The 23,780-nt window shown below is 71.4% G+C and carries 24 protein-coding genes; 10 read left to right on the forward strand and 14 right to left on the reverse strand.

Going from position 1 to position 23,780, the window contains the following annotated elements:
• Positions 1-298: 298 nt before the first annotated feature.
• A complete protein-coding gene (locus OG505_RS29710; protein WP_405429326.1) occupies positions 299-865 on the forward strand; it encodes an RNA polymerase sigma factor in 567 nt (188 codons plus the stop codon).
• Positions 862-1,821 (forward strand): CU044_5270 family protein, encoded by a 960-nt coding sequence (locus OG505_RS29715; RefSeq protein ID WP_405429327.1) that lies wholly within the window; start codon positions 862-864, stop codon positions 1,819-1,821. The genes OG505_RS29710 and OG505_RS29715 overlap by 4 nt, the downstream gene beginning before the upstream one ends.
• A 273-nt stretch (positions 1,822-2,094) precedes the next feature.
• On the opposite strand, the gene OG505_RS29720 is transcribed toward OG505_RS29715, so the two are convergent.
• From OG505_RS29720 to OG505_RS29730, 3 genes are all read right to left on the reverse strand, one after another.
• Positions 2,095-2,991 carry a GNAT family N-acetyltransferase gene (locus OG505_RS29720; protein WP_405429328.1) on the reverse strand — a complete coding sequence of 299 codons (897 nt, stop codon included), beginning with the start codon at positions 2,989-2,991 and terminating at the stop codon, positions 2,095-2,097.
• A 1-nt stretch (position 2,992) separates the two neighbouring features.
• Positions 2,993-3,406 (reverse strand): RidA family protein, encoded by a 414-nt coding sequence (locus OG505_RS29725; protein WP_405429329.1) that lies wholly within the window; start codon positions 3,404-3,406, stop codon positions 2,993-2,995.
• Between the two features lie 155 nt (positions 3,407-3,561).
• Positions 3,562-3,873 (reverse strand): hypothetical protein, encoded by a 312-nt coding sequence (locus OG505_RS29730; RefSeq protein ID WP_405434890.1) that lies wholly within the window; start codon positions 3,871-3,873, stop codon positions 3,562-3,564.
• Between OG505_RS29730 and OG505_RS29735 the strand changes: the two genes are divergently transcribed.
• On the forward strand, positions 3,860-3,946 hold the full coding sequence (locus OG505_RS29735; protein ID WP_405434801.1) for an LPXTG cell wall anchor domain-containing protein: 87 nt from the start codon (positions 3,860-3,862) through the stop codon (positions 3,944-3,946). The two genes, OG505_RS29730 and OG505_RS29735, sit on opposite strands and share 14 nt — an antisense overlap.
• Before the next feature lie 69 nt (positions 3,947-4,015).
• Here OG505_RS29735 and OG505_RS29740 read toward each other — a convergent pair whose 3' ends face one another.
• From OG505_RS29740 to OG505_RS29765, 6 genes are all read right to left on the reverse strand, one after another.
• On the reverse strand, positions 4,016-5,023 hold the full coding sequence (locus OG505_RS29740; RefSeq protein WP_405429330.1) for a LacI family DNA-binding transcriptional regulator: 1,008 nt from the start codon (positions 5,021-5,023) through the stop codon (positions 4,016-4,018).
• A 19-nt stretch (positions 5,024-5,042) separates the two neighbouring features.
• Complete coding sequence (locus OG505_RS29745; RefSeq protein ID WP_405429331.1) at positions 5,043-6,422, reverse strand: GH1 family beta-glucosidase; 1,380 nt, start codon at positions 6,420-6,422, stop codon at positions 5,043-5,045.
• Positions 6,419-7,252, reverse strand: a complete 834-nt coding sequence (locus OG505_RS29750) for a carbohydrate ABC transporter permease (RefSeq protein WP_007465691.1) — start codon at positions 7,250-7,252, stop codon at positions 6,419-6,421. The genes OG505_RS29745 and OG505_RS29750 overlap by 4 nt, the downstream gene beginning before the upstream one ends.
• A complete protein-coding gene (locus tag OG505_RS29755) occupies positions 7,249-8,241 on the reverse strand; it encodes a carbohydrate ABC transporter permease (RefSeq protein ID WP_405429332.1) in 993 nt (330 codons plus the stop codon). Before OG505_RS29755 ends, OG505_RS29750 begins: the two co-directional genes overlap by 4 nt.
• A 72-nt stretch (positions 8,242-8,313) precedes the next feature.
• The gene (locus OG505_RS29760; RefSeq protein WP_405429333.1) at positions 8,314-9,621 is read right to left on the reverse strand and encodes an ABC transporter substrate-binding protein; all 1,308 of its coding nucleotides are present in this window, start codon (positions 9,619-9,621) and stop codon (positions 8,314-8,316) included.
• 203 nt (positions 9,622-9,824) lie between these two features.
• Positions 9,825-10,586: a maleylpyruvate isomerase family mycothiol-dependent enzyme gene (locus OG505_RS29765; protein WP_405429334.1), complete on the reverse strand. Its 762-nt coding sequence runs from the start codon at positions 10,584-10,586 to the stop codon at positions 9,825-9,827.
• A gap of 69 nt (positions 10,587-10,655) precedes the next feature.
• Here OG505_RS29765 and OG505_RS29770 point away from each other — a divergent pair, with 69 nt between their 5' ends.
• Positions 10,656-11,738, forward strand: coding sequence for a UDP-N-acetylmuramate dehydrogenase (locus OG505_RS29770; RefSeq protein ID WP_405429335.1), 1,083 nt, complete (start codon positions 10,656-10,658; stop codon positions 11,736-11,738).
• A 131-nt stretch (positions 11,739-11,869) separates the two neighbouring features.
• On the opposite strand, the gene OG505_RS29775 is transcribed toward OG505_RS29770, so the two are convergent.
• Both OG505_RS29775 and OG505_RS29780 read right to left on the reverse strand, forming a co-directional pair.
• On the reverse strand, positions 11,870-12,658 hold the full coding sequence (locus OG505_RS29775; protein WP_405429336.1) for a class I SAM-dependent methyltransferase: 789 nt from the start codon (positions 12,656-12,658) through the stop codon (positions 11,870-11,872).
• 16 nt (positions 12,659-12,674) lie between these two features.
• Positions 12,675-13,439: an SDR family oxidoreductase gene (locus OG505_RS29780; protein WP_405429337.1), complete on the reverse strand. Its 765-nt coding sequence runs from the start codon at positions 13,437-13,439 to the stop codon at positions 12,675-12,677.
• A 207-nt stretch (positions 13,440-13,646) separates the two neighbouring features.
• On the opposite strand from OG505_RS29780, the gene mshA reads away from it, so the two are divergent.
• The 3 genes from mshA to OG505_RS29795 all read left to right on the forward strand — a co-directional run bounded on the left by mshA (position 13,647) and on the right by OG505_RS29795 (position 16,883).
• A complete protein-coding gene (gene mshA, locus OG505_RS29785; RefSeq protein ID WP_405429338.1) occupies positions 13,647-15,011 on the forward strand; it encodes a D-inositol-3-phosphate glycosyltransferase in 1,365 nt (454 codons plus the stop codon).
• A gap of 102 nt (positions 15,012-15,113) precedes the next feature.
• A complete protein-coding gene (locus OG505_RS29790; RefSeq protein ID WP_405429339.1) occupies positions 15,114-15,635 on the forward strand; it encodes a YbjN domain-containing protein in 522 nt (173 codons plus the stop codon).
• A gap of 435 nt (positions 15,636-16,070) precedes the next feature.
• Entirely contained in the window at positions 16,071-16,883 is an 813-nt protein-coding gene (locus tag OG505_RS29795) for a hypothetical protein (protein WP_405434804.1), read from the forward strand.
• Positions 16,884-17,253: 370 nt separating this feature from the next.
• On the opposite strand, the gene OG505_RS29800 is transcribed toward OG505_RS29795, so the two are convergent.
• Positions 17,254-18,543 carry an MFS transporter gene (locus OG505_RS29800; protein WP_405429340.1) on the reverse strand — a complete coding sequence of 430 codons (1,290 nt, stop codon included), beginning with the start codon at positions 18,541-18,543 and terminating at the stop codon, positions 17,254-17,256.
• Positions 18,544-18,662: 119 nt separating this feature from the next.
• Positions 18,663-19,943: an MDR family MFS transporter gene (locus OG505_RS29805; protein WP_405429341.1), complete on the reverse strand. Its 1,281-nt coding sequence runs from the start codon at positions 19,941-19,943 to the stop codon at positions 18,663-18,665.
• 153 nt (positions 19,944-20,096) lie between these two features.
• Between OG505_RS29805 and OG505_RS29810 the strand changes: the two genes are divergently transcribed.
• Positions 20,097-20,864 carry a phosphoglyceromutase gene (locus tag OG505_RS29810; protein WP_007465667.1) on the forward strand — a complete coding sequence of 256 codons (768 nt, stop codon included), beginning with the start codon at positions 20,097-20,099 and terminating at the stop codon, positions 20,862-20,864.
• A gap of 62 nt (positions 20,865-20,926) precedes the next feature.
• Here the strand turns inward: OG505_RS29810 and phoU are convergent, their stop codons facing one another.
• The gene (gene phoU / locus OG505_RS29815; protein WP_405434806.1) at positions 20,927-21,580 is read right to left on the reverse strand and encodes a phosphate signaling complex protein PhoU; all 654 of its coding nucleotides are present in this window, start codon (positions 21,578-21,580) and stop codon (positions 20,927-20,929) included.
• A 225-nt stretch (positions 21,581-21,805) separates the two neighbouring features.
• Here phoU and OG505_RS29820 point away from each other — a divergent pair, with 225 nt between their 5' ends.
• Both OG505_RS29820 and OG505_RS29825 read left to right on the forward strand, forming a co-directional pair.
• Complete coding sequence (locus OG505_RS29820; RefSeq protein WP_405434808.1) at positions 21,806-23,065, forward strand: sensor histidine kinase; 1,260 nt, start codon at positions 21,806-21,808, stop codon at positions 23,063-23,065.
• A gap of 23 nt (positions 23,066-23,088) precedes the next feature.
• The gene (locus OG505_RS29825) at positions 23,089-23,772 is read left to right on the forward strand and encodes a response regulator transcription factor (RefSeq protein WP_039906992.1); all 684 of its coding nucleotides are present in this window, start codon (positions 23,089-23,091) and stop codon (positions 23,770-23,772) included.
• Positions 23,773-23,780 lie beyond the last annotated feature (8 nt).

The raw sequence follows: 23,780 nt of genomic DNA on the forward strand, positions 1-23,780 counted from the left end.
ACGGTACAGGCGTCCGGCAGCCGCTGAAACCGTATGGATAGGCGGTACCGCTGGTGGAAGCGACGCCCGGCGGCGGCTATCCCCGCCGAACATGCCATCGCCGCGATCAAGTGGTGGCGCACCCTGCAACGCTTCACCGGCCGCCGCGACGTCCTACCAGAGGCCATCCGAGCCGTTGCGGGCCTGGCCAGCGACCGCGCCGCAGCCCGATGACCAACCTAACACCCACCACAATTGATCCCCAGGTGTCGTAAGAATCGGCTCCTCGGGCGCACTACCTGGCGACGAGAACACCTTCATGGCGAAGGAGAAGGAGCCAGTGGCGCATGCCGAACCAAACGAGCGGTTCACCGCCCTCTACCACGCGCACCACCGCCAGTTGTACGCGTACGCGGTGAGCCGGGCGGGACACAAACTCGCCGACGACGTGGTCGGGGACACCTTCCTGGTGGCCTGGCGCAGGCTGGACGCCGTACCTGCCCGACCGCTTCCATGGCTGCTGGGCGTGGCCCGCAACGTGATCCGCGAACGCTTCCGCGATGACATCCGCCAAGCGAGCCTCGCCGCCCAGCTGCGCGCGTGGGTCGTGGAAGCGGACGCCGACTTCGCCGACAGCGTTGCCGAGCGTGCGGCGATGCTGGCCGCGCTCGCGTGTCTGAGTGAGGACGACCGGGAGGCGCTGACGCTGACGGCCTGGCAGGGCCTGTCCGCCAAGGACGCCGCCCGCGTCCTCGGCTGCTCGACCGCGACATTCTTCGTGCGCCTGCACCGGGCGCGCAAACGCCTGGAGCAGGCCATGTCCGACGCCGCAACGGTCGACCGTCACCGCCCCGTCCGTAGCCCAGAACAGGAGTACGCCCGATGAGTCACCGTGACACCCTGTCGGCACTGGCCGACGCTCGCCCGCGCAGCCTCGACCCGTCCGGCCGGCCCGCCGATCCTGCCCTGATCATGGCGCATCCCCGGCGGGAATCCGCCACCCGTGTCGCGCGGCGGCCGGTGCGCCGGCTCGTGCTGGCGGGCGCGCTGCCTGCCGTGGCGCTCGCCGCGACGGGCGCCATCCTGCTGAATAACACGTCTGGGCCCGGGACGCCCGTGGTGCAGCCGGTGATGTCGTCGCCCGCCCCGGTCGACGTGCCCACCGGTGCCGGCGGCCTGCTGCTGGTCGCTGCCGAACGCAGCGAGTCCGCGCCTGTCACTGCAGGCCGCTACCGGGTGGTGCGGACCGAGCACGGCGAAGGCGCCCGGCGCTTGCAGGACGAGTTGTGGCTGGCCGCCGTGCCGGGCCTGCCCTCGGCCAGCTACGTCCGGTCCGCCGACGGTTTGTGGACCTCCCGGCCGATGCAGGGCCACACCGCGGACAACAACTTCCTGCTCGCCGGGTCGCCCAGGTCCGCGCGCGAACTGGCCGCACTGCCGACCAACCCCGCGAAGCTCAAGGAGAAGCTGCTCACCTGGTACGCCGACACCGGCGGCGTCGAGCAACGCGACGAGTTCCTGTTCTACTCCGGCGCCGCCATCGTCCTCAACCTGCCGGTGTCCCCACAGGTGCGCGCGGCGGCGTACCGGATGCTCGCGGCGATGCCGGGGGTGACGTCGCTGGGCCGGGTGACCGACCGGCTGGGCCGGCCCGGCGCGGCCGTGGCGGTGACCCGCCAGGGCGACTTCGGCAAGGTGCAGACCCGCCTGATCGTCGACCCCGCGACCGGCCAGGCACTGGCCCAGGAGACCTGGGTGGCGGGCAACCTGGCGAGCTTCACCGCGGTGATCACCGCGCGATGGTCCGACGACGGTCTGCCGGAGGCATCCTCACTGCGCTGACAGCACCAGGCATACACGAGGCGGTGCGGCCAGTCCGCACCGCCTCGTCGTGTTCGGTGACGGGCCGGCGTGCGTCGCCGTGGACCGCCAGTGGCGTCCAGCCGCCAGGTCACCCTGATGCGCTGAATCACCGCCGCATCCAGAAGGGCCCTGCCCGGGCCGCAACGCTTCATTGGCCGCCACGAGCCCTGGCCCGCCGCTCGCGCCGGGCCGATCGCTATTGAGGAACGGGTTCCTGGTAGAGGTCCACCTCGCCTCGGGGGTGACTGCTGATCAGGTCAGCTCGGCCAGGCAGGACCACTGGGATGCCACCGGCCGGTAGCCCAGCCGGGCGTTGATCGCGAGCATTGGCGCGTTCTCCTCGTCGTTCGAGGTGTACGCGACGCGCACGCCGTCGGCGGCAGCCCGGCGTAGCGCCGCCGACTTGGCCAGCCGGGCCAGCCCTGGACCCCGGTGCGCCGGGACGGTGCCGGTGTAGTCCGACCACATCCGGTCTCCGTCCCGCTTCACCAGGCTGAACGCGGCCACCTCGCCATCGATCTCGGCGGCGATGCTGGCCGCCTTGTCCAGGCCGAGGTTGTCCCACACGTCGTACTGCCAGGTCTCGTAGCTGACCGCGTCGACCGGCACGTCGCTCGGTTCGTCTGCCGCCGAGGCCACGTCCGCCACGTACAGCAGGTGCGGGTCCAGATCGGCGATCGGGCGCAGCCGTACGCCCGGCGGCGGCGCGGGCAGCGCGGGGGCCGGACTCAGGTCGAGCGCCGAGTACCGCAGCTCCCGGCTGGGTTCGAAGCCGTGCCGACGGGCGAACGGCAGTGCTTCCGGCTGCGCGAAGGCGCGGAGTCGGCGGACACCCAGCGGGGCGAGGTGACCTGTCGCGGTCGTCAGCAGCGCGGTGCCGATCCCGCGCCGCCGATGCTCCGGGTGCACGTGCAGCAGGCCGATGTCACCAAAGTCAGCCGTCGAGGTCGAACCGTTGCGCTGCGCCGTCACCCAACCGACGACCTGGGCATCGACCTCGGCCACGAAGGCGGCCCAGTCCCTGTCCGGTACCGGCTCGGCGATCATCTTCCGGGTCGATTTGACCCCGCGCACCAGGTACGGGTAAACCATCGCCCGTAGCGCCACCACGGCTGGGGCGTCGTCGGGCTGCGCCACACGGATCCGCATGTCAGGCACCTGTTCGTACGGCGGCGACGGCCTCGACCTCGACGAGCTGGTCGGCGTAGCCGAGCACGGCCACACCCAGCAGGGTGCTGGGCGGATCGTGGTCGCCGAAGAAGTCCCGGACCACCTCCCAGACGGTCACCAGATCCGCCTGGCGCGACGATGCCACGTACACGGTGGTCTTGACGACGTCGGTCAGCCGCGCGCCGGCCGCGCCGAGCGCGGTCTCCAGGTTCGCCAGCACCTGGCGGGCCTGCGCGGCATGGTCACCCGGCGCGACGGTACGACCCTCGGCGTCGAGTGGGCACGCGCCGGCCGTGAACACGAGCCGGGCGGGCGGTTCGACGGTGGCCGCGTACGCGTACTCGGCGACGTCGGAGAGAGCGGGTACGTGCAACAGCGCGACAGGATCCGGCATGCCGGCGAGGCTAACGACGATCGGGTCCCCGGGCGACGGATTAACGCCGCACGCGAGCCCCTGGCAGCTGCAAAAGCAAGGAACAAAGCCCCTAAGCGGTGCAAAGCAGACTTGCATCCGATATCGGCAGAAAAAGGAATAAATAACCGCGAGGATCATGGGGAAACGTGAGAGCAGTACTCGTCAGACTCGTCGCAACTGGTGCCATGGCCGCCGACAAGCGCGCCGACCACCCCGCCGCCGACAAGCGCGCCGACCACCCCGCCGCCGACAAGCGCGCCGACCACCCCGCCGCCGACAAGCGCGCCGACCACCCCGCCGCCGACAAGCGCGCCGACCACCCCGCCGCCGACAAGCGCGCCGACCACCCCGCCGCCGACCAGCGCGCCGCCCACCGTCACCCCGACGAAGAGCCACCTGCCGATCACCGGCACGTCGGCGGGCAGCACCCTGATCCCGATGGCCATCCTCGGTGCCGCCGCGGTCGCGCTCGGCGCCGGGCTGATCGCCGTACGCCGTCGCCGGGACGAGGAGAGCTGATCGGCTAGCGCGGCGCACCCGATCCGCTGACCCGTAACGGGGGCCCTCCTCGACGAGGAGGGCCCCCGACTACGCCGAGTCGCGCCGGATCAGCTCGGTGGGGAGCATGACGACCGGTTCGATCGTCTCTCCGGCGGCGAGGCGGAGCAGTTGCTGGGTCATCCGCCGGCCGAGTTCCACGATCGGTTGCCGGACGGTGGTCAGCGGCGGTTCGGTGTAGGCGGCGGTCTCGATGTCGTCGAAGCCGATCACCGCGACATCCTCCGGCACCCGTCGGCCGGCAGCACGCAGCGTGCGCAGGGCGGCGTGTGCCATCAGGTCGGAGGCCGCGAAGACCCCGTCCAGGTCGGGATGGTCGGTGAGCAGGCGGTCCATCGCCGCCGCACCGGACTCCCGGGTGAAGTCGCCGACGGCGATCAGCTCGGGCAGCCCGGCGGCGGCGACCGTCTCCCGGTAGCCGATCAGCCGTTCGATGCCGGCGACCATGTCCTGCGGGCCGGCGATGGTGGCGATCCGCCGGCGACCACCGTCGATCAGGTGTCGTACGGCTGCGGTCACTCCGGCCACGTGGTCGACGTCGACGTACGGCACGGGTACGTCGCCGAGCGGCCGGCCGCTGACCACCACGGGGATGCCGAGCCGGGCCAGCGTGCCGGGCAGCGGATCGGCGCCGTGCAGGGAGGCGAAGAGCACCCCGTCGACGTGGCGACCGGTGGTGTACCGCTCGACCCGCTGGTGCCCGGCCGGCGAGCCGGCCAGCATCAGCACCAGTTGCTTGTCGGCGGCCTCCAACTCCTGACTGACGCCCCGGATGATGCCGGGGAAGACCTGGTCGTCGGAGAAGACCCGGGTGGCCGCCTCCGGCATGACCAGGGCGATCGAGTCGGTCCGCTGGGTGACCAGGCTGCGGGCGGCCAGGTTGGGCACGTACCCCAGCTCGGCGACCGCCCGGTTGACGGCCTCCCGGATGGGTTCGGCGACGGTGGTGGAGCCGTTGACGACCCGGGAGACGGTGGCCCGGGACACCCCGGCCCGTGCCGCCACCGCCTCGAGCGTCGGTCGCTGCGCCGTGGTCATCGCGACTTTCCCCCGCTCGTCACAGCCCGTTCCGGGAGATCACCTCCTGGTACCACCGGGCGCTGGCCTTCGGTGTGCGCCGCTGGGTCAGGTAGTCGACGTGCACGATCCCGAACCGCTTGCGGTAACCCTCCGCCCACTCGAAGTTGTCCAGGAATGACCATACGAGATACCCGCGCAGATCCACGCCCCGGGAGATCGCCTCGTGCGCCGCCCGCAGGTGCCCGTCGAGGTAGGCGATCCGGTCGTTGTCGATCACCTGTCCCGGCCCGGCGGGCGAGTCGGTGCCCGCCTTGTCTCCGAACGCCGCGCCGTTCTCGGTGATCAGCAGCGGCACACCGGGATAGTCGGTGGCGATCCGCTCCAACAACCGGGTCAGCCCGGACGGCTCGATCATCCAGCCCATGTCGGTGAGCGGCCCGGCCGGCGGCAGGAAGTGCACCGCGCCCTCGGTGCCCGGGTAGGCGCCGTCGCCGTCGCCGTCCGGACGGCCGGCGACGTAGGTGGGCGCGTAGTAGTTGATGCCGAGCAGGTCGATCGGGGCGGCGATCAGCTTCTCGTCGCCGTCGCGGATGAACGTCGGCTCGACGATGCGGGCCACGTGCTCGCGTACGTCGTCGGGATAGCCGCCGGCCAGCAGCGGGTCCAGGAAGATCCGGTTGTGCAGGCCGTCGACCAGGCGGACGGCGGCGGCATCGGCCGCGCTCTGCGGGTCCGCCGGGCGTACATCGGCCGGGTTGACGGTGATGCCGACGCTGCGCGCGCCGGCCGCCCGCAGCGCCCGCGCCGCCAGGCCGTGCCCGAGCAGCAGATGGTGTACGGCGGTGAAGGCCGCCGCGGCGTCCCGCTCGCCCGGCGCGTGCACCCCGTTGCCGTAACCGAGGTAGGCCGAGCACCACGGCTCGTTGAGCGTGGTCCAGGTGTCGATCCGGTCGCCGAGGCGGGCATACACGGCGGTGGCGTACGTGGCGAAGTGCTCGGCGGTCTCCCGGTTGGTCCAGCCGCCCCGGTCGCCCAGGCTCTGCGGCAGGTCCCAGTGGTAGAGGGTGACGATCGGGTCGATGCCCCGCTCGAGCAGTGTGTCGGTGAGCCGGTCGTAGAAGTCCAGCCCGCGCGGGTTGACCGGGCCGCTGCCGTCGGGCTGGATCCGGGGCCAGGCGACCGAGAACCGGTACGCCCGCAGGCCCAGCTCGGCCATCAGCGCCACGTCGTCGGCGTACCGGTGGTAGTGGTCGCAGGCGACGTCACCGGTGTGGCCCTGGTACACCTTGCCTGGCGTACGGCAGAAGGTGTCCCAGATGGACGGGCCGCGACCGTCGTCGCGGGCCGCGCCCTCGATCTGGTACGCGGCGGTGGCCGCACCCCAGAGGAAATGCTCGGGAAACTGGAGTTCATTCACGCCTTGACCGCACCTTCCATGATCCCGCCGATGATCTGGCGGCCGAACAGCACGAAGACCAGCAACAGGGGCAGCGTCGCGATGGCTGTCCCGGTGAACACCTGCGACATGTCCTGGTAATACCCGTCGGACAGCGCTCGCAGGGAGAGCTGAACGGTCGGGTTCGCCGGGTCGTTCAGCACAGCGTACGGCCACAGGAAGTCGTTCCAGGTGGTCATGAACGTGAGCAGGCCGAGTACGGCGGCGGCCGGGCGCAGCGCCGGCAGCACCACGTGCCACCAGATCCGCGCGGTGCCGCAGCCGTCCATCCGGGCGGCCTCGATGAGCTCGTCGCTGATGGCCTGGCCGGCGTACTGGCGCATCATGAACACGCCGAATCCGGTGACCAGCACCGGGACGATCACCGCGGGCAGCCGGTCGTTCCACTGCAACTTGGTCATGAGGAGATAGAGCGGGATCACGCCGAGCTGCGTCGGCACCATCATGGTCGCGATGATCACCAGCAGCAGCGCGTTGCGGCCCCGGAAGCGCAGCTTCGCGAAGGCGAACCCGGCCAGGCTGGAGAAGAACACCACCGAGACGGTCACCGTGGTCGCCACGATCACCGAGTTGATCAGGCCGGTGAGGAAGTACGCGTCGGTGTTGTCGAACAGTCGGGCGATGTTGGCGCCCAGATTGTTGCCCGGTGTGATCGGGGGCGGCAGTTGCCCCATCGCGTCGCTGGTGCGGCTGGCGACGACGAACATCCACCAGATCGGGAAGATCGACAGGACGGCGGCGAACACCAGGGCCAGGTAGGTGAGCGGGCTCGCCCGCCAGAGCCGGCTCATCGGGTGGCTCCCTTGCGAGGGCCGGCCCCGCCGCCGAGGCGGCGCAGGACCAGCACGTTGACCGCCGCGACGAGGGCGATGAGCGCGAAGAGCAGCCACGCCACCGCCGAGCCGTAACCGAAGTTGTAGTGCGGCGCGAAGGCGTTCTCGAACATGTACATGGTCAGGGTCTGCGACTCGCGCAGCGGTCCGCCCCGGATCGGGTTGGTGCCGGAGTGGAACATCCGGGGCTCGGTGAAGAGTTGCAGACCGCCGATGGTGGCGATGATGGTGCAGAAGATGATCGTCGGTTTGAGCAGCGGCACGGTGACCGACCAGAACTGCCGGGCCCGGTTGGCGCCGTCGATCGCCGCCGCCTCGTACAGGTCGCGGGGGATGGCCTGCATCGCGGCCAGGAGGATCAGCGCGTTGTAGCCGGTCCACCGCCAGTCGACCATGGCGGAGATGGCCACCCAGGAGGCGATCCGGTTGGACTTCCACTCGATCGCGTCCAGTCCGACCAGGTCGAGCAGCCAGTTGACCATGCCGAACTCGCGGCCGAAGAGCACCCCGAAGACGATCGCCACGGCGGCGGTGGAGGTGACGTTGGGCACGAGCACCGCCATCCGCCAGCCCGTACGCGCCCGCAGCCCCCGATTCAGCAGGTTGGCCAACCACAGCGCGGCGAGCAGTTGCGGCACGGTGGAGATCACGAAGATGCCCAGCGTGTTGACCAGCGCGTGCCAGAAGTCGACGTCGGCGAGCAGTTGGGTGTAGTTCTCCGCGCCGACGAACGGGTGGTCGGTGCCGAGCAGGTCCCAGTCGTGCAGCGACACCCAGAAGGTGTACGCCAGCGGGTAGACCCCGAACACCGCGAAGAGCAGGAAGAACGGGGCGATGAAGAGGTACGGCGAGAAGCGGGTGTCGAGCCGGCTGAGCCGACCCGACGATCGGCGGGGTTGCCCGCTAGCCGGTGCGACCGGCGGGCGGGCGTCGAGCTGGACGGTCATGCCCGGGGACTCCTTTCCGTCGTGCGGGCGGGACCCCGGTTCCCCAGGAGCCCGCCCGCACGCTGGCTCGGGCTACTTGGCGGCGGCCTTCTTCGCGTTGGTCACCGCGTCCGTCCAGCCCTGCGTGGGGCTGCGCTGGCCCAGTTCCACGGTCCGTACGGCGTTCTCCACCTCGGTGCGGACGGCCTGGTTCTTGGGGCCCATGTAGACCGGCTTCAGGCTCTTCGCGCCGGTGCCGAAGATCGCTCCGACGGGCGCCCCGGAGAAGTACGCGTTGGTCGAGCCCGCGATTGCCGGGTCGTCGAGCGCCTGCGGCGAGGAGGGCAGCGGACCCTTGGCCTTGAACGCGCCGATCTGGCCCTTGGCGCTGGTCAGGAACTTGGCCAGCTCGATGGCCTCGGCCTGGTGCTTGCTCTGCTTGGGCACGGCGAGGTGTGACCCGCCCCAGTTGCCGCCGTTGCCGGGCACCCGGGCGATGTCCCACTTGCCCTTGGCGGCGGGGCCGGCGTTGCCCTCGATGACCCCGGTCATCCAGGCGGGGCAGGCGATGGTGGCGAACTTCGCCTGCTTGAAGGCGGACACCCACTCCTCGGACCACGAGCCGTACTTGCCGGAGAGGCCCGAGTCGATGATGTCCATGGTGGTGTCCCAGGCCTGTCGTACGGCCGGGTTGCTGTCGACGACGACGTTGCCGCTGGTGTCGTAGTAGCTGTAGCCGGTGGTGTTGCCGGCGGTCTGCAACAGGATCGTGTTGAACGTGTTGGTCGCCGCGTCGAGGAAGGACGCCCCGGTCTTGGCCGCGACGAACTTCTCGCCGGTGGCGATGTAGTCCTGCCAGGTCGGCCAGAGCTTTGAGACCGCGTCCCGTTCGGTGGGCAGACCGGCCTTTTCGAAGAGGTCCTTGCGGTAGCAGATGGCGATGCCGCCGACGTCGGTGCCGAGGCCGATGAGCTGCTTGCCGTCGGCGGTCAGGCCGGCGTTCCACTTCCATTCGAGGAAGTTGCCCTTGAGGTCGGCGGCGCCGTGGTCCAGCAGGTTGACGAAGTTGCCGGGGTTGGCCTTGTACTCGACGAGCAGGCCCTCCTCGATGGCCACGATGTCTCCGGCGCCCCGGCCGGCGGCGAGCCACTGGGTCAGCTTCGGTGAGTACTCGTCGAGGTTGCTGCCGGTGCCCCGTTCGACGATCTTCACGTCGGGGTGCGCGGCCATGTACTCCTGGTAGAGCTGGTCGTAGCCGAACTGGCCGAAGACGTCGACGGTCAGCGTGATCGGCCCGTCCGCCTCGGCGTCGTCACCGCCGCCGCAGCCGGCGGTGACGAGCAGGGCGGTCGTGGCGGCGAGGGCCACCGCGGCGAGGCGGCGGCGCGGAAAGACAGCCATCGGATATGGACCTCTCTCAAGGTGGTCAGGTGGTGGCAGAAGGCCAAGAGAGCGCTCTCACGTCAGGGTGGTGGGTTCCCCGGGCAGTGTCAAGAGAGCGCTCTCCCAAAATCCGCGCGGGCGGCACCGGACGCACGACGAGGGCGTCACCCCCGTCGGGATGACGCCCTCGTCACGTCGGCCGGGCCGCGCCCGGTGTCAGATCAGCCGGTACGCAGGCCGTCGAGCAGCGCACGGTCACCCGCGACGTCGAGGGTCTCGAAGCTCACCCGCCCCCAGAGCGCCAGCAGCAGATCGCTCGCGGTGCCGCTGACCTGCGCGCGGGCGTGGTGATCGTCGTGGTCGAAGATGGTCGCCGTGTCGAGCAGCGCCACCCCCTCGCCGCGCAACCGCAGATACCACTGCTGATCCGCGTCCGTCGCGGCGAGCTGCACCACCCCGTGCCAGTCGCCCTTCATCTGCCGCCGGCCGGCCGGCAACCAGGTGTCCAGCACCTCGCTCACCCCGTCGGCGGCGAGCTTGGCCTCGACCGGTTCACCGGCGGCGATGGCGAGCTGGGCGTCCCAGCGGTGCACCGCCGTCTCGTGCGCCATCCGGCGCGGCCAGAAGCCGGCCCTCTTCGGCTGCGGCGCCCAGTTCCACGCCGGCGCCTCCGGGTCGAGGCCGTCGAAGAGGGTCATCAGCTGGTCGTACCCCTGCTGCCAGAGCTGGAGCGCGCTCAGCCCGGAGGGGGGCGCCACGGACGTGTCCCGGCGGGCCGGCACCTCCGTCTGCCCGGACCCGGCGAAGGAATAAACCCAGTGGTAGATGCCCGCGAGGTGCAGGGTGAGATCATTGACTGTCCAGCCCGGACAGGACAGCACGGGTGTCTCCGGCGGCGCCTCGGCGACCGCTGCGGCGAACGCCGGGCCCTCTGACCGCAACGCCCCAATCCAGAAGTCCTTGCTGCCCTGCAATCTGCTCATCGCCATCCTCCCGGGGGTGCCGGACCACCACTAGGTGCCACGGCTGCCCATCAGCCTAAGGTGAAAGACGTGTCAGACGCCTACGCCCAGCCGACAACCGAAGCCGATCGTGCCATCCCGGGTCCACTCGCCGGCTACACCACGCTACGGATGGGCGGGCCGGCCGGGCGGATCGTGGCCGTGACCAGCGCCGACGAGATCATCCGGGCGGTCCAGGCCAGCGACGAGCCGATCCTCGTCCTGGCCGGCGGCAGCAACGTGGTGATCGGCGACGCCGGCTTCCCCGGCACGGTCGTGCTGGTGCGCTCCCGTGGCCTGCGGGTCCTCACCGAGGACGCCGAGTCGGTCACCGTACGCGTCGAGGCCGGCGAGCCGTGGGACGACCTGGTCGCCGCGACGATCGGCAACGGCTGGGCCGGCCTCGAATGCCTCTCCGGCATCCCCGGCTCCACCGGCGCCACCCCGATCCAGAACGTCGGCGCGTACGGCCAGGAGGTCGCCGAGACGATCACCGGCGTCGAGGTGTACGACCGGCTCGACGGCACCCGTCGGATCGTCCCCGCGGCAGAGTGCGGGTTCGCCTACCGGGGCAGCATCTTCAAGTACCAGGACCGCTGGGTGGTGCTCTCGGTCGACTTCCGGCTCACCCGCTCGCCCCTGTCCGGCCCGGTGCGCTACGCCGAGTTGGCCCGGGCGCTCGGGGTCGAGGTGGGCGAGCGGGTGCTGCTGGCCGACGCGCGGGCGACGGTGCTGCGGCTGCGCGCCGGCAAGGGCATGGTGCTCGACGCCGCCGATCCCGACACCCGCTCGGTCGGCTCCTTCTTCACCAATCCAGTGCTCGACCGGGCGACGTACGAGCAGCTCCTGGAGCGCTCCGCCGGCCTGGGCGAGCCACCCGCCTGGCCCGGGGCGGACGGCCTGGTCAAGGTGAGCGCGGCCTGGCTGATCGACAAGGCCGGCTTCACCAAGGGCCACCCCGGCGAGGGTGGGGTGGCCATCTCCAGCAAGCACACCCTGGCCCTGACCAACCGCAGCGGCACCGCCAGCACCAGCGATCTGCTCACCCTGGCGAGCACCATTCGCGACACGGTGCACGCCCGCCTCGGCGTAACCCTGCACCCCGAGCCAGTCCTGATCAACTGCGCCCTCTAACCCCCGGGCCCCCGCCACACCGCCTCCGCGATCTTGCAGTTTCTGTCGCGGCATAACGGGCGTAAACGGGTGAAGTGTCGACCGAAAGTCCAAGATCGCGGGGCCAGGGGCGTGGGGCCAGGGGCGGGAGGTCAGGGGAGGGGCCAGGGGAGGGTCAGCTCGCCGTGCCGCCAGCGGTGCGGGCCGTCGCGTACGGGCCAGCCGTCGTCGCGCAGCCTGCCCACGGCCCTCAGCCAGCGCTGGCGGGGGCCGAACGTGGCGTACGGGGCGGCGGCCTGCCAGGCGTCGTCCAGGGACCGGATCAGGTCGTGCACCGCCTCACCCGGGACGTTGCGGTGGATCAGCGCCTTGGGCAGCCGCTCGGCCAACTCGGCGGGACTGCCCAGCGTGGTGAGCTTCGCGGCCAGGGTCAGCGTCCGCGGGCCGTCCGCGTCGATCAGCAGCCAGCTCGCCAGCCGCCCCAGTTCGTCGCACGTGCCCTCGACGAGCGCCCCACCGGGAGCGAGCGCGGCGGTCATCGTGCGCCAGGCGTCGGGCACCTCGCTCTCGTCGTACTGGCGCAGGACGTTGAACGCGCGGACCAGCACCGGCCGGAGCCCGGCCAACTCGAAGCCACCCCGGGCGAAGGTCAGGCCGGGCGGGTCGGCGGCCGGCGTCGCGGCGGACACCCGCGCCGGGTCGATCTCCAGCCCGACCAGGCGTACGTCCCGACGGACCCCGGCGGCCAGCCGGGCCCGCAGCTCCACGGCGGTCACCGGCGTGGCGCCGTACCCGAGGTCCACCACCAGCGGATCGACCGCCGCCCGCAGCCGGTCGGCGCAGGTCGAGACGATCCAGTTGTCCACCCGGCGCAGCCGGTTCGGGTTGGTCGTGCCCCGGGTGACCACGCCGAGCGGCCGGCGTCGTGGAGCCCCGCTCATGGGTCCGGTCCCCGACTCAGGAGACCCGGTGCACCTTGTGCTGCGCCGCCTGGGCCCGTGGCCGGACCACCAGCCGGTCGATGTTGACGTGCTCGGGGCGGGTGGCGCACCAGGCGATGCAGTCGGCGACATCCTCGGCGACCAGCGGCCCGGGCACCCCGGCGTAGACGGCGGCCGCCCGCTCGGCGTCGCCCTCGAAGCGGACCAGCCCGAACTCCTCGGTCTTCACCATTCCGGGGTCGATCTCGACGACCCGCAGCGGCCGGCCGCACAGCTCCAGGCGGAGCGTGCCGGCGATGGCGGTCTGCGCGTGCTTCGCCGCGGTGTAGCCGCCGCCGCCCTCGTACACGGCCAGGCCGGCGGTGGAGGAGACCACCACGATGGTGCCGGAACCGGACGCCTCCAGCGCCGGCAGCAGCGCCTGGGTGACCCGCAGGGTGCCGAGCACGTTCACGTCGTACATCCACTGCCAGTCGGCGACCGAGCCGGACTCCACCGGGTCCAGCCCGCGCGCTCCGCCGGCGTTGTTCACCAGGAGGGTGACCGGCCCGGGCGCCTGGGCGGCGGCCTCGGCCAACCCGGCCACCGACTCGTCCGAGGTGACGTCGCAGGTCACCGCGGTGGCCTGCCCGCCGGCGGCGCTGATCTCGGCGACCAGGTCGGCGAGCCGTTCGGCGCGGCGGGCGGCGGCGAGCACGTGGAAACCCTCGGCGGCGAGCCGGCGGGCGGTGGCCGCTCCAATCCCGCTGGACGCTCCGGTGACGATGGCGATAGAGGTCATTCCGTCATTGTCGCCCCGGTCGTCCGAAGCCTTGCGATCGGGCGCGGGGCTTCGTCGCGCGGGCCGACGGTTGATGAGGTCCGTCACCCCGGCTGGCCGCGCCGACGCATTTCTGTAGCCCGATGGGGAAGATGACATCCGGCGTACAGGTTGACCGAGAAGCGCCGGTCGTGCGAGACGGCATTAACCGTGACTGAAGGAGCGGACGTGGCGGAACTGCACACCGGTGTCGGTCGTCAGCGAGGTGCCCAACCGTGGCCCCGGCCCCGCCGCATCGCCACCCTGTCGGTGCACACCTCCCCGCTGCACCAGCCTGGCACGGGCGACGCCGGCGGGATGAACGTCTACATCCTGGAGGTCGCCCGGCGGCTCGCCGAGGCCGACGTCGAGGTGGAGATCTTCACCCGGGCCACCTCGGGTGACCTCCCCCCGGTGGTCGAGATGGCCCCCGGCGTGCAGGTCCGGCACATCACCTCCGGTCCGCTGGAAGGGCTGACCAAGGAGGAGCTGCCCGGCCAGCTCTGTGCCTTCACCGCCGGGGTGCTGCGCGCCGAGGCGTCCCGCCCACCCGGGCACTACGACCTGATCCACTCCCACTACTGGCTGTCGGGGCAGGTCGGCTGGCTGGCCAAGGAGCGCTGGGGAGTGCCACTGGTGCACACCGCGCACACCCTGGCGAAGGTCAAAAACGCCCAACTCGCCGCCGACGACCGGCCGGAACCGAAGGCTCGGGTGATCGGCGAGGAGCAGGTCGTCGCCGAGGCCGACCGGCTGGTCGCCAATACCCGGGTGGAGGCCCGCGACCTCGTCGAGCGGTACGACGCCGCGCCCGACCAGGTCTCCGTCGTGCAGCCGGGTGTCGACCTGGCCCGGTTCCGGCCCGCGCCGGGCGACCGGTTCGTGGCCGCCCGTGCCGCCCGCCGTCGGCTGGGGCTGCCGGTCGACGGGTACGTGGTGGCCTTCGTCGGTCGGATCCAACCACTCAAGGCGCCGGACGTGCTCATTCGCGCGATCGCCGCCCTGCGCCAGCGTGATCCGGTCCTGGCCGACGAGGTGACCGTGGTGATCTGCGGCGGGCCCAGCGGCAGTGGGCTGGACCGGCCGACCGCCCTGATCGAGCTGGCCGCGACGCTCGGGGTCGCCGACCGGGTCCGTTTCCTGCCGCCGCGTACCGGCGACGACCTGCCCGCCCTGTATCGGGCCGCCGATCTGGTCGCGGTGCCGTCGCACAACGAATCCTTCGGGCTCGTCGCCCTGGAGGCGCAGGCCTGCGGTACGCCGGTGCTGGCCGCCGCCGTCGGTGGGTTGGTCACGGCCGTCCGCGACCACGCCAGTGGGGTGCTCATCGACGGGCACGACCCGGTGGACTGGGCCCGCGCCCTGGGCCGCCTGCTGCCGGACCGTGCCCTGCGGGCCAGGCTGTCCCGCGGCGCCGCGCGGCACGCCCGGCACTTCTCCTGGGACCGCACGGTCTCGGGCCTGCTCGACGTCTACGGCGAGGCGATCGCCGCCCGCCGGGCCCGCCTCGCCGCCGACCTGGCCGCAGACCCCGCCCTCTCCTGCTCCTGGTGACCGGGGGCCGGCCGCCCCACCGGTGGTGACCGTGCGCCGGTGGGTGCCCGCCGGCTCGTCGTCATCCGGCGCGTGAGCCGGGGCGGTCGTAGAGTGGGTCCGGTGAGCCCGAAGAGCGATCTTGCGATTCTGATCGAGTCGGTCTGTGCCGAACGTGACCTGGCCTGGGAGTCGACCGGCCCCGGCTCGTACGCGGTCACCCTGCCGGGCACCCACAAGCTCAAGACGATCTGCAACCTGATCGTCGGTGAGCACGCGCTGCGGATCGAAGCGTTCGTCATGCGCCAGCCCGACGAGCGGCGCGAGGAGCTGTGGGCCTGGCTGCTGCAGCGCAACGCCCGGATGTACGGGGTCTCCTTCTCCACCGACGCGGTCGGCGACGTGTACCTGACCGGGCGGGTCAACCCGGCCGGTGTGGACGCCGACGAGCTGGACCGGCTGCTCGGTTCGGTGCTGACCTACTCCGACGAGTCCTTCGACACGATGCTGGAGATCGGCTTCGGCAGCTCGATCCGGCGCGAGTACGAGTGGCGGGTCAAGCGCGGCGAGTCGACCGCGAACCTGGCCGCCTTCGCCCACCTCTTCGAGCCGTCCGGCACGGGTCCCGACACCGACCTCGCCTGACGGCCGCCCCTCCCACCCCGCGTCGTTCCACCCTGCGGGGTGCAGGCCGACGAGCGCTGCGCCCCGAGGCCCCCGTGCCGGCTTGCGGCGTGCTCCGACTGCTTCGGTTCGAGCCGGTTCGTTGCTGGAGGTTCGGACTGCTCCTGACGGGTATGCCGCACCGCGCGGTGCGGCAGAGGGACCCCCGCGCGCCGAGGACGGAGTGTCGAGGAGCGGAGCGTTTTCATGGCTCAGCGGAACAGCTCAGGTCGCGGCGGGACTGCGACCAGGACCAAACGGCAGGCCGGCAACCAGAGTCCGGCTACTCCAGGGGTCTCCGAGTCGGAGATCTCCCGGATGCGGGTGGACGACATCCGCGGGCAGTTGCGCAAACGCGGGGTCTCTGGGATCTCCGCGTTGCGCAAGCCTGACCTGGTAAAACAGTTGGTGCGTTCGATGGGCTCCGACGCCGGTGGGGCGGGACGGCGCAGCACCGGACCGGCTGGTCGGGCCGCCGGCACCAGGGCGTCGGCCGGGCGGGCCGCCGCGACGAAGAAGTCGGCGTCGAGGGCGGCGCCGAGTCGCGCGAAGGCGGCGCCCGCGAACAAGAGCACTCCCGCGAAGCGGGCCGTGGCGAAGAAGACGGCCGCGGCGAAGAAGACGACAGCGGCCAAGTCGACCCCCGCTCGCCGGGCGTCGACGACCGCGCGTACCGCGCCAGCGCGAAAGGCGCCCGCGAAGAAGGCGCCGTCGCGACCGGCCGCCAAGCGGGCCACGGCGAAGGCCGCGCCAGCGACGCGAGCAGCTCCCGCCAAGCGGGCCACGGCGAAGCGGGCGACGCCGGCCAAGCGGGCCACGGCGAGTCGGCCGGCGGCTGGTGGCACGGCGGCGGCCGGTGGGATCCGGACCGGGCGGGCCAGCGGACGGTCGGTCCGCAGCTCGCAGGTGATCTCGTCGACGGCGGACCGGCCGGAGCGGCCGGGACGGAGCCTGATCACCGCGAATCACGAGGTGATCCAACGTTGGGCGAGGGAGCGCGGCGCGAAGCCGGCGACCATCGCGGGCACCGAGCGGGACGGCCGGGCCGGAGTCTTGACCTTCAACATCCCCGGCTACCGGGAAAGTAGCCGGATTCGTGAGATCACCTGGGATGAGTGGTTTAACACGTTTGATCTGCGCCGGCTCAACCTCATCTATCAGGAGCAGATGCGTGACGGCCGGCAGAGCAACTTCTTCCGGACGGAGTCACCCGATCGTGAGGACGGCTGAGGTGTTTACGGGAATGCCCGACGGGTACCCGGCTGTTGCCACAGATCAAGGCCCGAGCTGGGGATACTCGTCAGTTGTGACCGGCGAGACAGCCCATCTGGGTTGAACCCAGAATCCGGCCGAACTAGCTTTATTGCACCGCGCCGCGCTTGGAAACGTTCGGGGGAGCGGCGGATCGATCAGATCCGCGCACCAGGCGAGGTGCGAGGGGACGGGTGGATCAACCGTTGGGGGACGGTGCCCACCTGTTTGGACCGGCGGCGCGAGCGGGCGACGCTTACGGGGGTGAGTGTTGCCCGCCGCCGCCGGCCCCACCGGCGAGCGCCCACCGTGACCTTCGGGTCATGGTGGGCGCTTTGCCGTCGTACGGTCAGCCCGTCTGGACGCGGTCCACGCGCGGTGCCGGCTCCCGGTCGGCGGCCCGGCGCAACGCGTCGACGTGCCGGTCCCGGGGCGGCCCGGCCAGCAGGTGCCCGAGCGCGGCCAGCAGGCCCAGCCCGCCCACGATCAGCCAGTGCCGGTCGCCGAGGTGCTCCAGGCTCACCCCGCCCAGGGTGGGTGCGACGAACGCCGCGGCCGGAAACGTCAGGTAGAAGACCGACTGGTACCGCGCGCGCAGCTGTGGTGGTGCCAGATCCGCGTTGATCTGCGCGTTGGGCGGCGCGGCGAGCATCGAGCCGACCGTCCAGACCACCGCCGCGCCGAGGTAGACACCCAGGCCGTCGGCGACGGCGAGCACACCGAAGCCGACCGCCAGCAGGGCCGTGGAGATGGCCAGCACGACGTCCTTACGGTGCCGGTCGATCAGCCGGGGCACGAACAGTTGCCCCAGCACGATCAGCGCGCCCCCGAGCGCCACCACCGCCCCGTACGCGGACGGTCCCAGACCGTCGGCGCGCATCGCCAGCGGCATGATCGTCGAGGTCTGCAGGGTGAGAACGGCCAGTACGAAGGTGAGCCCGACGAAGATCAGGAAGTTCCGATCGGTGAGCGCGGTGTGCAGCCCCTGTCGACGGGAGCGGCCGACCCCCTGCTGGTCGGCGGGCGGGAGGGGCGCGGCCGGGCTGGCCCGTCGCAGGGTCTCCGGCACCTTCCAGCCGATGACGGCGGCGGCGGTCAGTGTGGCGCCGGCGTCGACCAGGAACAGCGCGGTGAAGCTCGCCTCGGCGAGCATCCCGGCGAGCAACGACGCGACGGCCATGCCCAGGTTGAACGCCCAGAACTGGAGGTTGAACGCGCGTGAGCGGCGCTGCGCGGGCACCACGTCGACGATTGCCGCCACGAAGGCGGGGCTGGGCATCGAGTGCACCACGCCGACCAGCGCGGAGAGCGCCGCGATCAGCAGCAGGGGCCGACTGAAGGCCAGTGCCACCATCAGGGTGGCGGTGGCCAGGTGCGCGGCGAGCAGGGTGGTCCGGCGACCCCACCGGTCGGCCAGTACCCCGCCGAGCAGCGCGCCGGCCGCCCCGCCGGCCCCGTACGCCCCGACCACGGTGCCGGCCACCGATGCGCTGGCTCCCCGGGCGTCGGTGAGGTAGAGCGACAGGAAGAGCATGGCGAACGCGCCGGCGCGGTTGATCAGCAATCCCGCCCAGAGGTACCAGAAGGTGGCGGGTAGGCCGCCCGCGGTGTCGTGCCACCAGCGCCGCAGGGCGTGCATCCGGCCTCCCGACAGTTCGGTTTCTTAACCGTTTCTCCTGGACGGTAGGAAGTCGGGCCGGGTTGCGCCAGTCGGTTTCCTGATCATGAGCCGTTCGTCTCAGCGGTCACACACCGGCCTCAGGCTGCCGCCTCGGCGGGCTGCGACGCAGCGCGGGTGCCGACCGGTGCGGACGCGTCGGCGGCGTGGCGCAGCGCGACGGCACGCCGCTCCCGGGCGGGACCGGACGCGAGGTGGGCCACCGCCGTCAGCACGCCGATCACGGCGCAGCCGAACCAGAGCGCCGCGTTGCCGACGTGCTCCCGCACCAGGCCGCCGAGAATCGGCGCGCTCGCCCCGGCGATCTGCCAGGAGAGCCCGAACACGCCCTGGTAGCGACCGCGCAGCTCGGCCGGGGAGAGCTCGGCGATCAGCGTGGAGTTGGACGGCGAGTTCAGCATCTCGCCGACCGTCCAGATCAGCACCGTCAGCCCGTAGAACCAGGCGCTGCCGGCGAACGCGGTCAGCCCGAACCCGACGCCCATCACCACGGCGGCGAGGGCGAGCACCTGCGAGCGGTTCCGACCCCGGATCAGCCGGGGCACGAAAAGCTGGCCGACGACGATGAGCAAGCCGTTGAGCGCGATCACCGAGCCGTAGGTGGCCGGGCTCAGGCCGGAGTCGCCCATGGCGATCGGCAGCATCGAGATGTGCTGGAGGAAGACCAACGCGGCGAACAGGTTCAGGGCCACGAAGCCGAGGTAGACCCGGTCGCTGAGGATGGTGCGCAGCGCGCCGCGCGGGGCCGTGGTCGCCGCGACGGTGAATCCGCCGTGGCGCGTCTCCGGCACCCGGACGAAGATGATCAGCGCGGTGATCAGCATCGTGCCCGCGTCGACCACGAACAGCAGCAGGTAGTCGGCCTGCGCGGCGAGGCCGGCGAGGATGGCGGCGCAGGCGAAGCCCAGGTTGATGGCCCAGTAGTTGAGCGAGAAGGCGCGCAGCCGGTCCTTGGCCGGCACCACGTCGATCATCATGGCCCCGAACGCCGGCCGGGCCGCCTCGGCGAACATGCCGAGCAGCAGCGCACCCAGCGCCACTGCCCAGAGGTCACGGGCCAGGCCGAGGGCGAGCATCATGGCCGCCGCGCCGACATGCGCGATGAGCAGCGTCGGTCGGCGGCCCCACCGGTCGGCCAGGGTGCCGCCAGCGGTGGTGCCGACCGCACCGCCGACACCCCACAAGCCGAGCACCAGGCCGGCCTGGGAGGGGGAGAAGCCGCGTTCCTGAGTCAGGTAGATGGCGAGGAAGACCAGGACGAACGAGCCGAGCCGGTTGATCAGAGTGCCTGACCACAGGTACCAGAAGGTGGTCGGCAGGCCGCCGGTGGTGTCCCGGAACCAGCTCCGCATCGTCCGCACGTGGTGCCCCCGCTTGCAAGTAATGACCGATGTGACTACAGCGCCTTACAACCCTAGTGGCGGTCGGATTCGCAGGTCATCCGCTTTATCACGTGGTGGTCGTCGCGACGGGTGCCCGCGTGTCCGATACCGGGTTGAGGCAGGATGATCGGCATGACTGCGAGCGAGGGGCCCACCGTCGGGACGCTGGTCCTGCTGCGGCACGGCGAGAGTGACTGGAACGCCAAGAACCTCTTCACCGGCTGGGTGGACGTCGACCTGACCGAGAAGGGCGAGGGCGAGGCACGCCGCGGCGGCGAGCTGCTGCGCGAGCACAGCCTGCTGCCGGACGTCGTCCACACCAGCGTGATGCGCCGGGCGATCCGCACCGCCGAGTTGGCGTTGAACGCCGCCGACCGGCACTGGATCGCGGTGCGCCGGTCGTGGCGGCTCAACGAGCGGCACTACGGCGCCCTGCAGGGCAAGAACAAGAAGCAGACCCTTGACGAGTACGGCGAGGAGCAGTTCATGCTCTGGCGCCGGTCGTACGACACGCCGCCGCCGCCGATCGCGGACGACGACGAGTGGTCGCAGGTGGGCGACCCGCGCTACGCGCTGCTGCCGACCGAGCTGATGCCGCGTACCGAGTGCCTCAAGGACGTCGTCGAGCGGATGCTGCCCTACTGGTACGACTCGATCGTGCCGGACATCCTGGCCGGCCGGACGGTGCTGGTGGCCGCGCACGGCAACTCGCTGCGCGCCCTGGTCAAGCACCTCGACCAGATCAGCGACGAGGCGATCGCCAAGCTGAACATCCCCACCGGCATCCCGCTGCGCTACGACCTCGACCCGCAGCTGCGCCCGCTCACCCTCGGCGGCACCTACCTCGACCCGACGGCAGCGAAGGAAGCCGCCGCCGCGGTCGCCAACCAGGGCCGCTGAGAAGTGCAAGGAAGGGCCCCTTGTTATGCAAAAAGCGATAACAAGGGGCCCTTCCTTGCACCTCAGCTGGCTGTGGGGGTGCTTTCTCCGGTGATCAGGTAGATCACGTGCTCGCCGGCGTTGACCGCGTGGTCGGCGAAGCGCTCGTAGAAGCGGCCCAGCAGGGTGGCGTCGATGGCGGTCTCCACCCCGTACGGCCAGTCGTCGCCGAGCAGCACCGAGAACAGGCTCTTGTGCAGCTCGTCCATGGCGTCGTCGTCCCGGTCCAACTCGCCGGCCAGGTCGACGTCGGGCTTGGCCAGCACCGAACCGATCTTCGCCGCCATCCGGTCGGCGATGTCGGCCATCTCGGTGAAGACCGGCCGCAGCTCGGCCGGTACGGCGGGCGAGGGGTGCCGCCGCAGCGCCGTCTTCGCCACGTGTTCGGCCAGGTCGCCCATTCGCTCCAGGTCGGCCGCCACGTGCAGCGCGGTGATCATGGCACGCAGGTCGGAGGCGACCGGCGCCTGCCGGGCGAGCAGGTCACACACCCGCTCCTCGACGTGCCGGTAGAGGTCGTCGATCTCGGCGTCCCGCTCGATGACCGTCTCGGCGGCCTGCCGGTCGGCGGTGAGCAGGGCCCGGGTGGCCTGGCGCATGGCAGCGCGGACGCCCTCCGCCATGTCCACCAGCAGTTGGCTGACGATCTGGAGGTCGGCCCGGAACTCGTCGCGCATCATCACGTCCTGTGGTCGGTCGCCGCCGGCGGGTGCCGGCGTAGGGGTTGAGCAGGTGCGACGCCAACGGTAGGGCGCGGTGAACGGATCCTGAATGAACCACGGTGAACGACGTCAGACGTGGGGGTGAACACTTCCGGAAGTGCGGGTGGTTCGTCCCGTTCTGCGTGGTAGCCAGGTTAACAATGACCCTACGATCGCCGGGTGGAGTGGGCGGTGGCGGTCGTGGTGGCCGTGGCGTTGGCGGCCGGACTGGTCGTCGGCCTTCTGCTGCCTCGGTTCCTGCCGGCGCGCGGCCGCTCCACGTCGACGGGCAGCGCGAGCTCCCGCTGGAGCAGGGGGAGGCCCGCGATAGCCGACGAGCAGCAGGCCGGGCTCGGCCGCCGGACGATCGATTCGCTCCGGGCCGGTGTCGTGGTACTGGACAACGACGACGTCCCCGTGTTGATCAACCCGGCCGCCCGTGCGATGGGTCTGCTGCGTACCGGCAGCACCCCGGGCTCGATCGCCGCGCACCCGTTGATCCGTACGCTCGCGGGCCAGGTGCGGCGCACCGGCGTGCGGCGCGAGATCGAGCTGGACCTGCCGCGGGGTCGCGACAGCGCGGGGGAGAACCCGCTGGGCGTGCACCTGCGGGCCATGGGCCTCGGGAACGGCTTCATCGCCGTGGAGGCGGTCGACGTGACCGAGTCGCACCGGCTGACCCGGGTCCGACGTGACTTCGTGGCGAATGTGAGCCACGAGCTCAAGACGCCGATCGGCGCGCTCCAACTGCTCGCCGAGGCGCTGCTGGACGCCACCGAGCCGGCCGACGCCGCGGGGCCCGACCTCTCCGAGGACCTGGTCGCCGCCCGCCGGTTCGCCGAACGGATCCAGCACGAGTCGACCCGGCTGGGCCGGCTGGTGCAGGAGTTGCTGGAGCTGACCCGGCTCCAGGGCGCCGAGCCGCAGCCGCCACCGGAGCCCGTCGCGCTCGACTGGGTGATCGCCGAGGTGGTCGACCGCACCCGCACCACGGCTGCCGCCCGGGGGGTCCAGGTGGCGATCGACGGTGAGCGCGGTCTCACCGCGTACGGCAGTGACAGTCAGCTCGCCACGGCGGTGGCGAACCTGGTGGAGAACGCCATCAACTACTCGGGCGAGGACACCACGGTGCGGGTGACTCTCCGCGGTGACGGCGAACATGTCGAGGTCGCGGTCGCTGACCAGGGCATCGGCATCGCCCCGACGGACGTGGACCGGATCTTCGAGCGGTTCTACCGGGCCGACCAGGCACGCTCGCGCTCCACCGGTGGCACCGGGCTCGGCCTCGCCATCGTGAAACACATCGCGAGCAACCATGGCGGTCGGGTGGAGGTGTCGAGCACTCTTGGGGGTGGATCGACGTTCACCCTACGGTTGCCCGCCAGCCCACCGGACGACCTGCTGGCGACACTGCCGCCGGTTGGGATCGAGGCCGGTCCGGCCGAGCTACGGCAGGTCTGACAGCAATGGAAAGGAAATCCCCGTTGAGCCGCGTTCTGGTGGTCGAGGACGAGGAGTCGTTCTCCGACGCCCTGTCGTACATGCTCCGTAAGGAGGGCTTCGAGGTGTCGGTCGCCGCGACCGGCACCGATGCCCTCACCGAGTTCGACCGAACCGGCGCCGACATCGTGCTGCTCGACCTGATGTTGCCCGAGATGTCGGGGACCGAGGTGTGCCGGCAGCTCCGGCAGCGCTCGGCCGTGCCGATCATCATGGTCACCGCGCGGGACAGCGAGATCGACAAGGTGGTCGGCCTGGAGATCGGCGCCGACGACTACGTCACCAAGCCGTACTCTCCCCGGGAGCTGGTCGCGCGGATCCGCGCGGTGCTGCGCCGGCAGAGCCCGGAGGTGGCCGAGGCGGGTGCCCCGACGCTGGCCGCCGGCCCGGTCCGGATGGACATCGAGCGGCACGTGGTGACCGTCGAGGGCGGGGCCGTGCAGCTGCCGCTCAAGGAGTTCGAGCTGCTGGAGTTGCTGCTGCGCAACGCGGGCCGGGTGCTGACCCGCGGTCAGCTCATCGACCGGGTCTGGGGCGCCGACTACGTGGGCGACACCAAGACGCTGGACGTGCACGTCAAGCGGCTGCGCTCCAAGATCGAGCCGGAGCCGTCGGCGCCGCGCTTCATCGTCACGGTGCGGGGTCTGGGGTACAAGTTCGAGCCGTGATCGGCCGA

This window comes from Micromonospora sp. NBC_00617 (assembly GCF_045161355.1).
GTDB lineage: Bacteria > Actinomycetota > Actinomycetes > Mycobacteriales > Micromonosporaceae > Micromonospora.

Bases quoted from the DNA above. Each gene is read 5' to 3' on its own strand.
- OG505_RS29710 (WP_405429326.1), top strand. From the start codon at position 299: ATGGCGAAGGAGAAGGAGCCAGTGGCGCATGCCGAACCAAACGAGCGG.
- OG505_RS29715 (WP_405429327.1), top strand. From the start codon at position 862: ATGAGTCACCGTGACACCCTGTCGGCACTGGCCGACGCTCGCCCGCGC.
- OG505_RS29720 (WP_405429328.1), bottom strand. From the start codon at position 2,991: ATGCGGATCCGTGTGGCGCAGCCCGACGACGCCCCAGCCGTGGTGGCG.
- OG505_RS29725 (WP_405429329.1), bottom strand. From the start codon at position 3,406: ATGCCGGATCCTGTCGCGCTGTTGCACGTACCCGCTCTCTCCGACGTC.
- OG505_RS29730 (WP_405434890.1), bottom strand. From the start codon at position 3,873: ATGGCCATCGGGATCAGGGTGCTGCCCGCCGACGTGCCGGTGATCGGC.
- OG505_RS29740 (WP_405429330.1), bottom strand. From the start codon at position 5,023: ATGACCACGGCGCAGCGACCGACGCTCGAGGCGGTGGCGGCACGGGCC.
- OG505_RS29750 (WP_007465691.1), bottom strand. From the start codon at position 7,252: ATGAGCCGGCTCTGGCGGGCGAGCCCGCTCACCTACCTGGCCCTGGTG.
- OG505_RS29755 (WP_405429332.1), bottom strand. From the start codon at position 8,241: ATGACCGTCCAGCTCGACGCCCGCCCGCCGGTCGCACCGGCTAGCGGG.
- OG505_RS29760 (WP_405429333.1), bottom strand. From the start codon at position 9,621: ATGGCTGTCTTTCCGCGCCGCCGCCTCGCCGCGGTGGCCCTCGCCGCC.
- OG505_RS29765 (WP_405429334.1), bottom strand. From the start codon at position 10,586: ATGAGCAGATTGCAGGGCAGCAAGGACTTCTGGATTGGGGCGTTGCGG.
- OG505_RS29775 (WP_405429336.1), bottom strand. From the start codon at position 12,658: ATGAGCGGGGCTCCACGACGCCGGCCGCTCGGCGTGGTCACCCGGGGC.
- OG505_RS29780 (WP_405429337.1), bottom strand. From the start codon at position 13,439: ATGACCTCTATCGCCATCGTCACCGGAGCGTCCAGCGGGATTGGAGCG.
- OG505_RS29795 (WP_405434804.1), top strand. From the start codon at position 16,071: ATGGGCTCCGACGCCGGTGGGGCGGGACGGCGCAGCACCGGACCGGCT.
- OG505_RS29800 (WP_405429340.1), bottom strand. From the start codon at position 18,543: ATGCACGCCCTGCGGCGCTGGTGGCACGACACCGCGGGCGGCCTACCC.
- OG505_RS29810 (WP_007465667.1), top strand. From the start codon at position 20,097: ATGACTGCGAGCGAGGGGCCCACCGTCGGGACGCTGGTCCTGCTGCGG.
- phoU (WP_405434806.1), bottom strand. From the start codon at position 21,580: ATGCGCGACGAGTTCCGGGCCGACCTCCAGATCGTCAGCCAACTGCTG.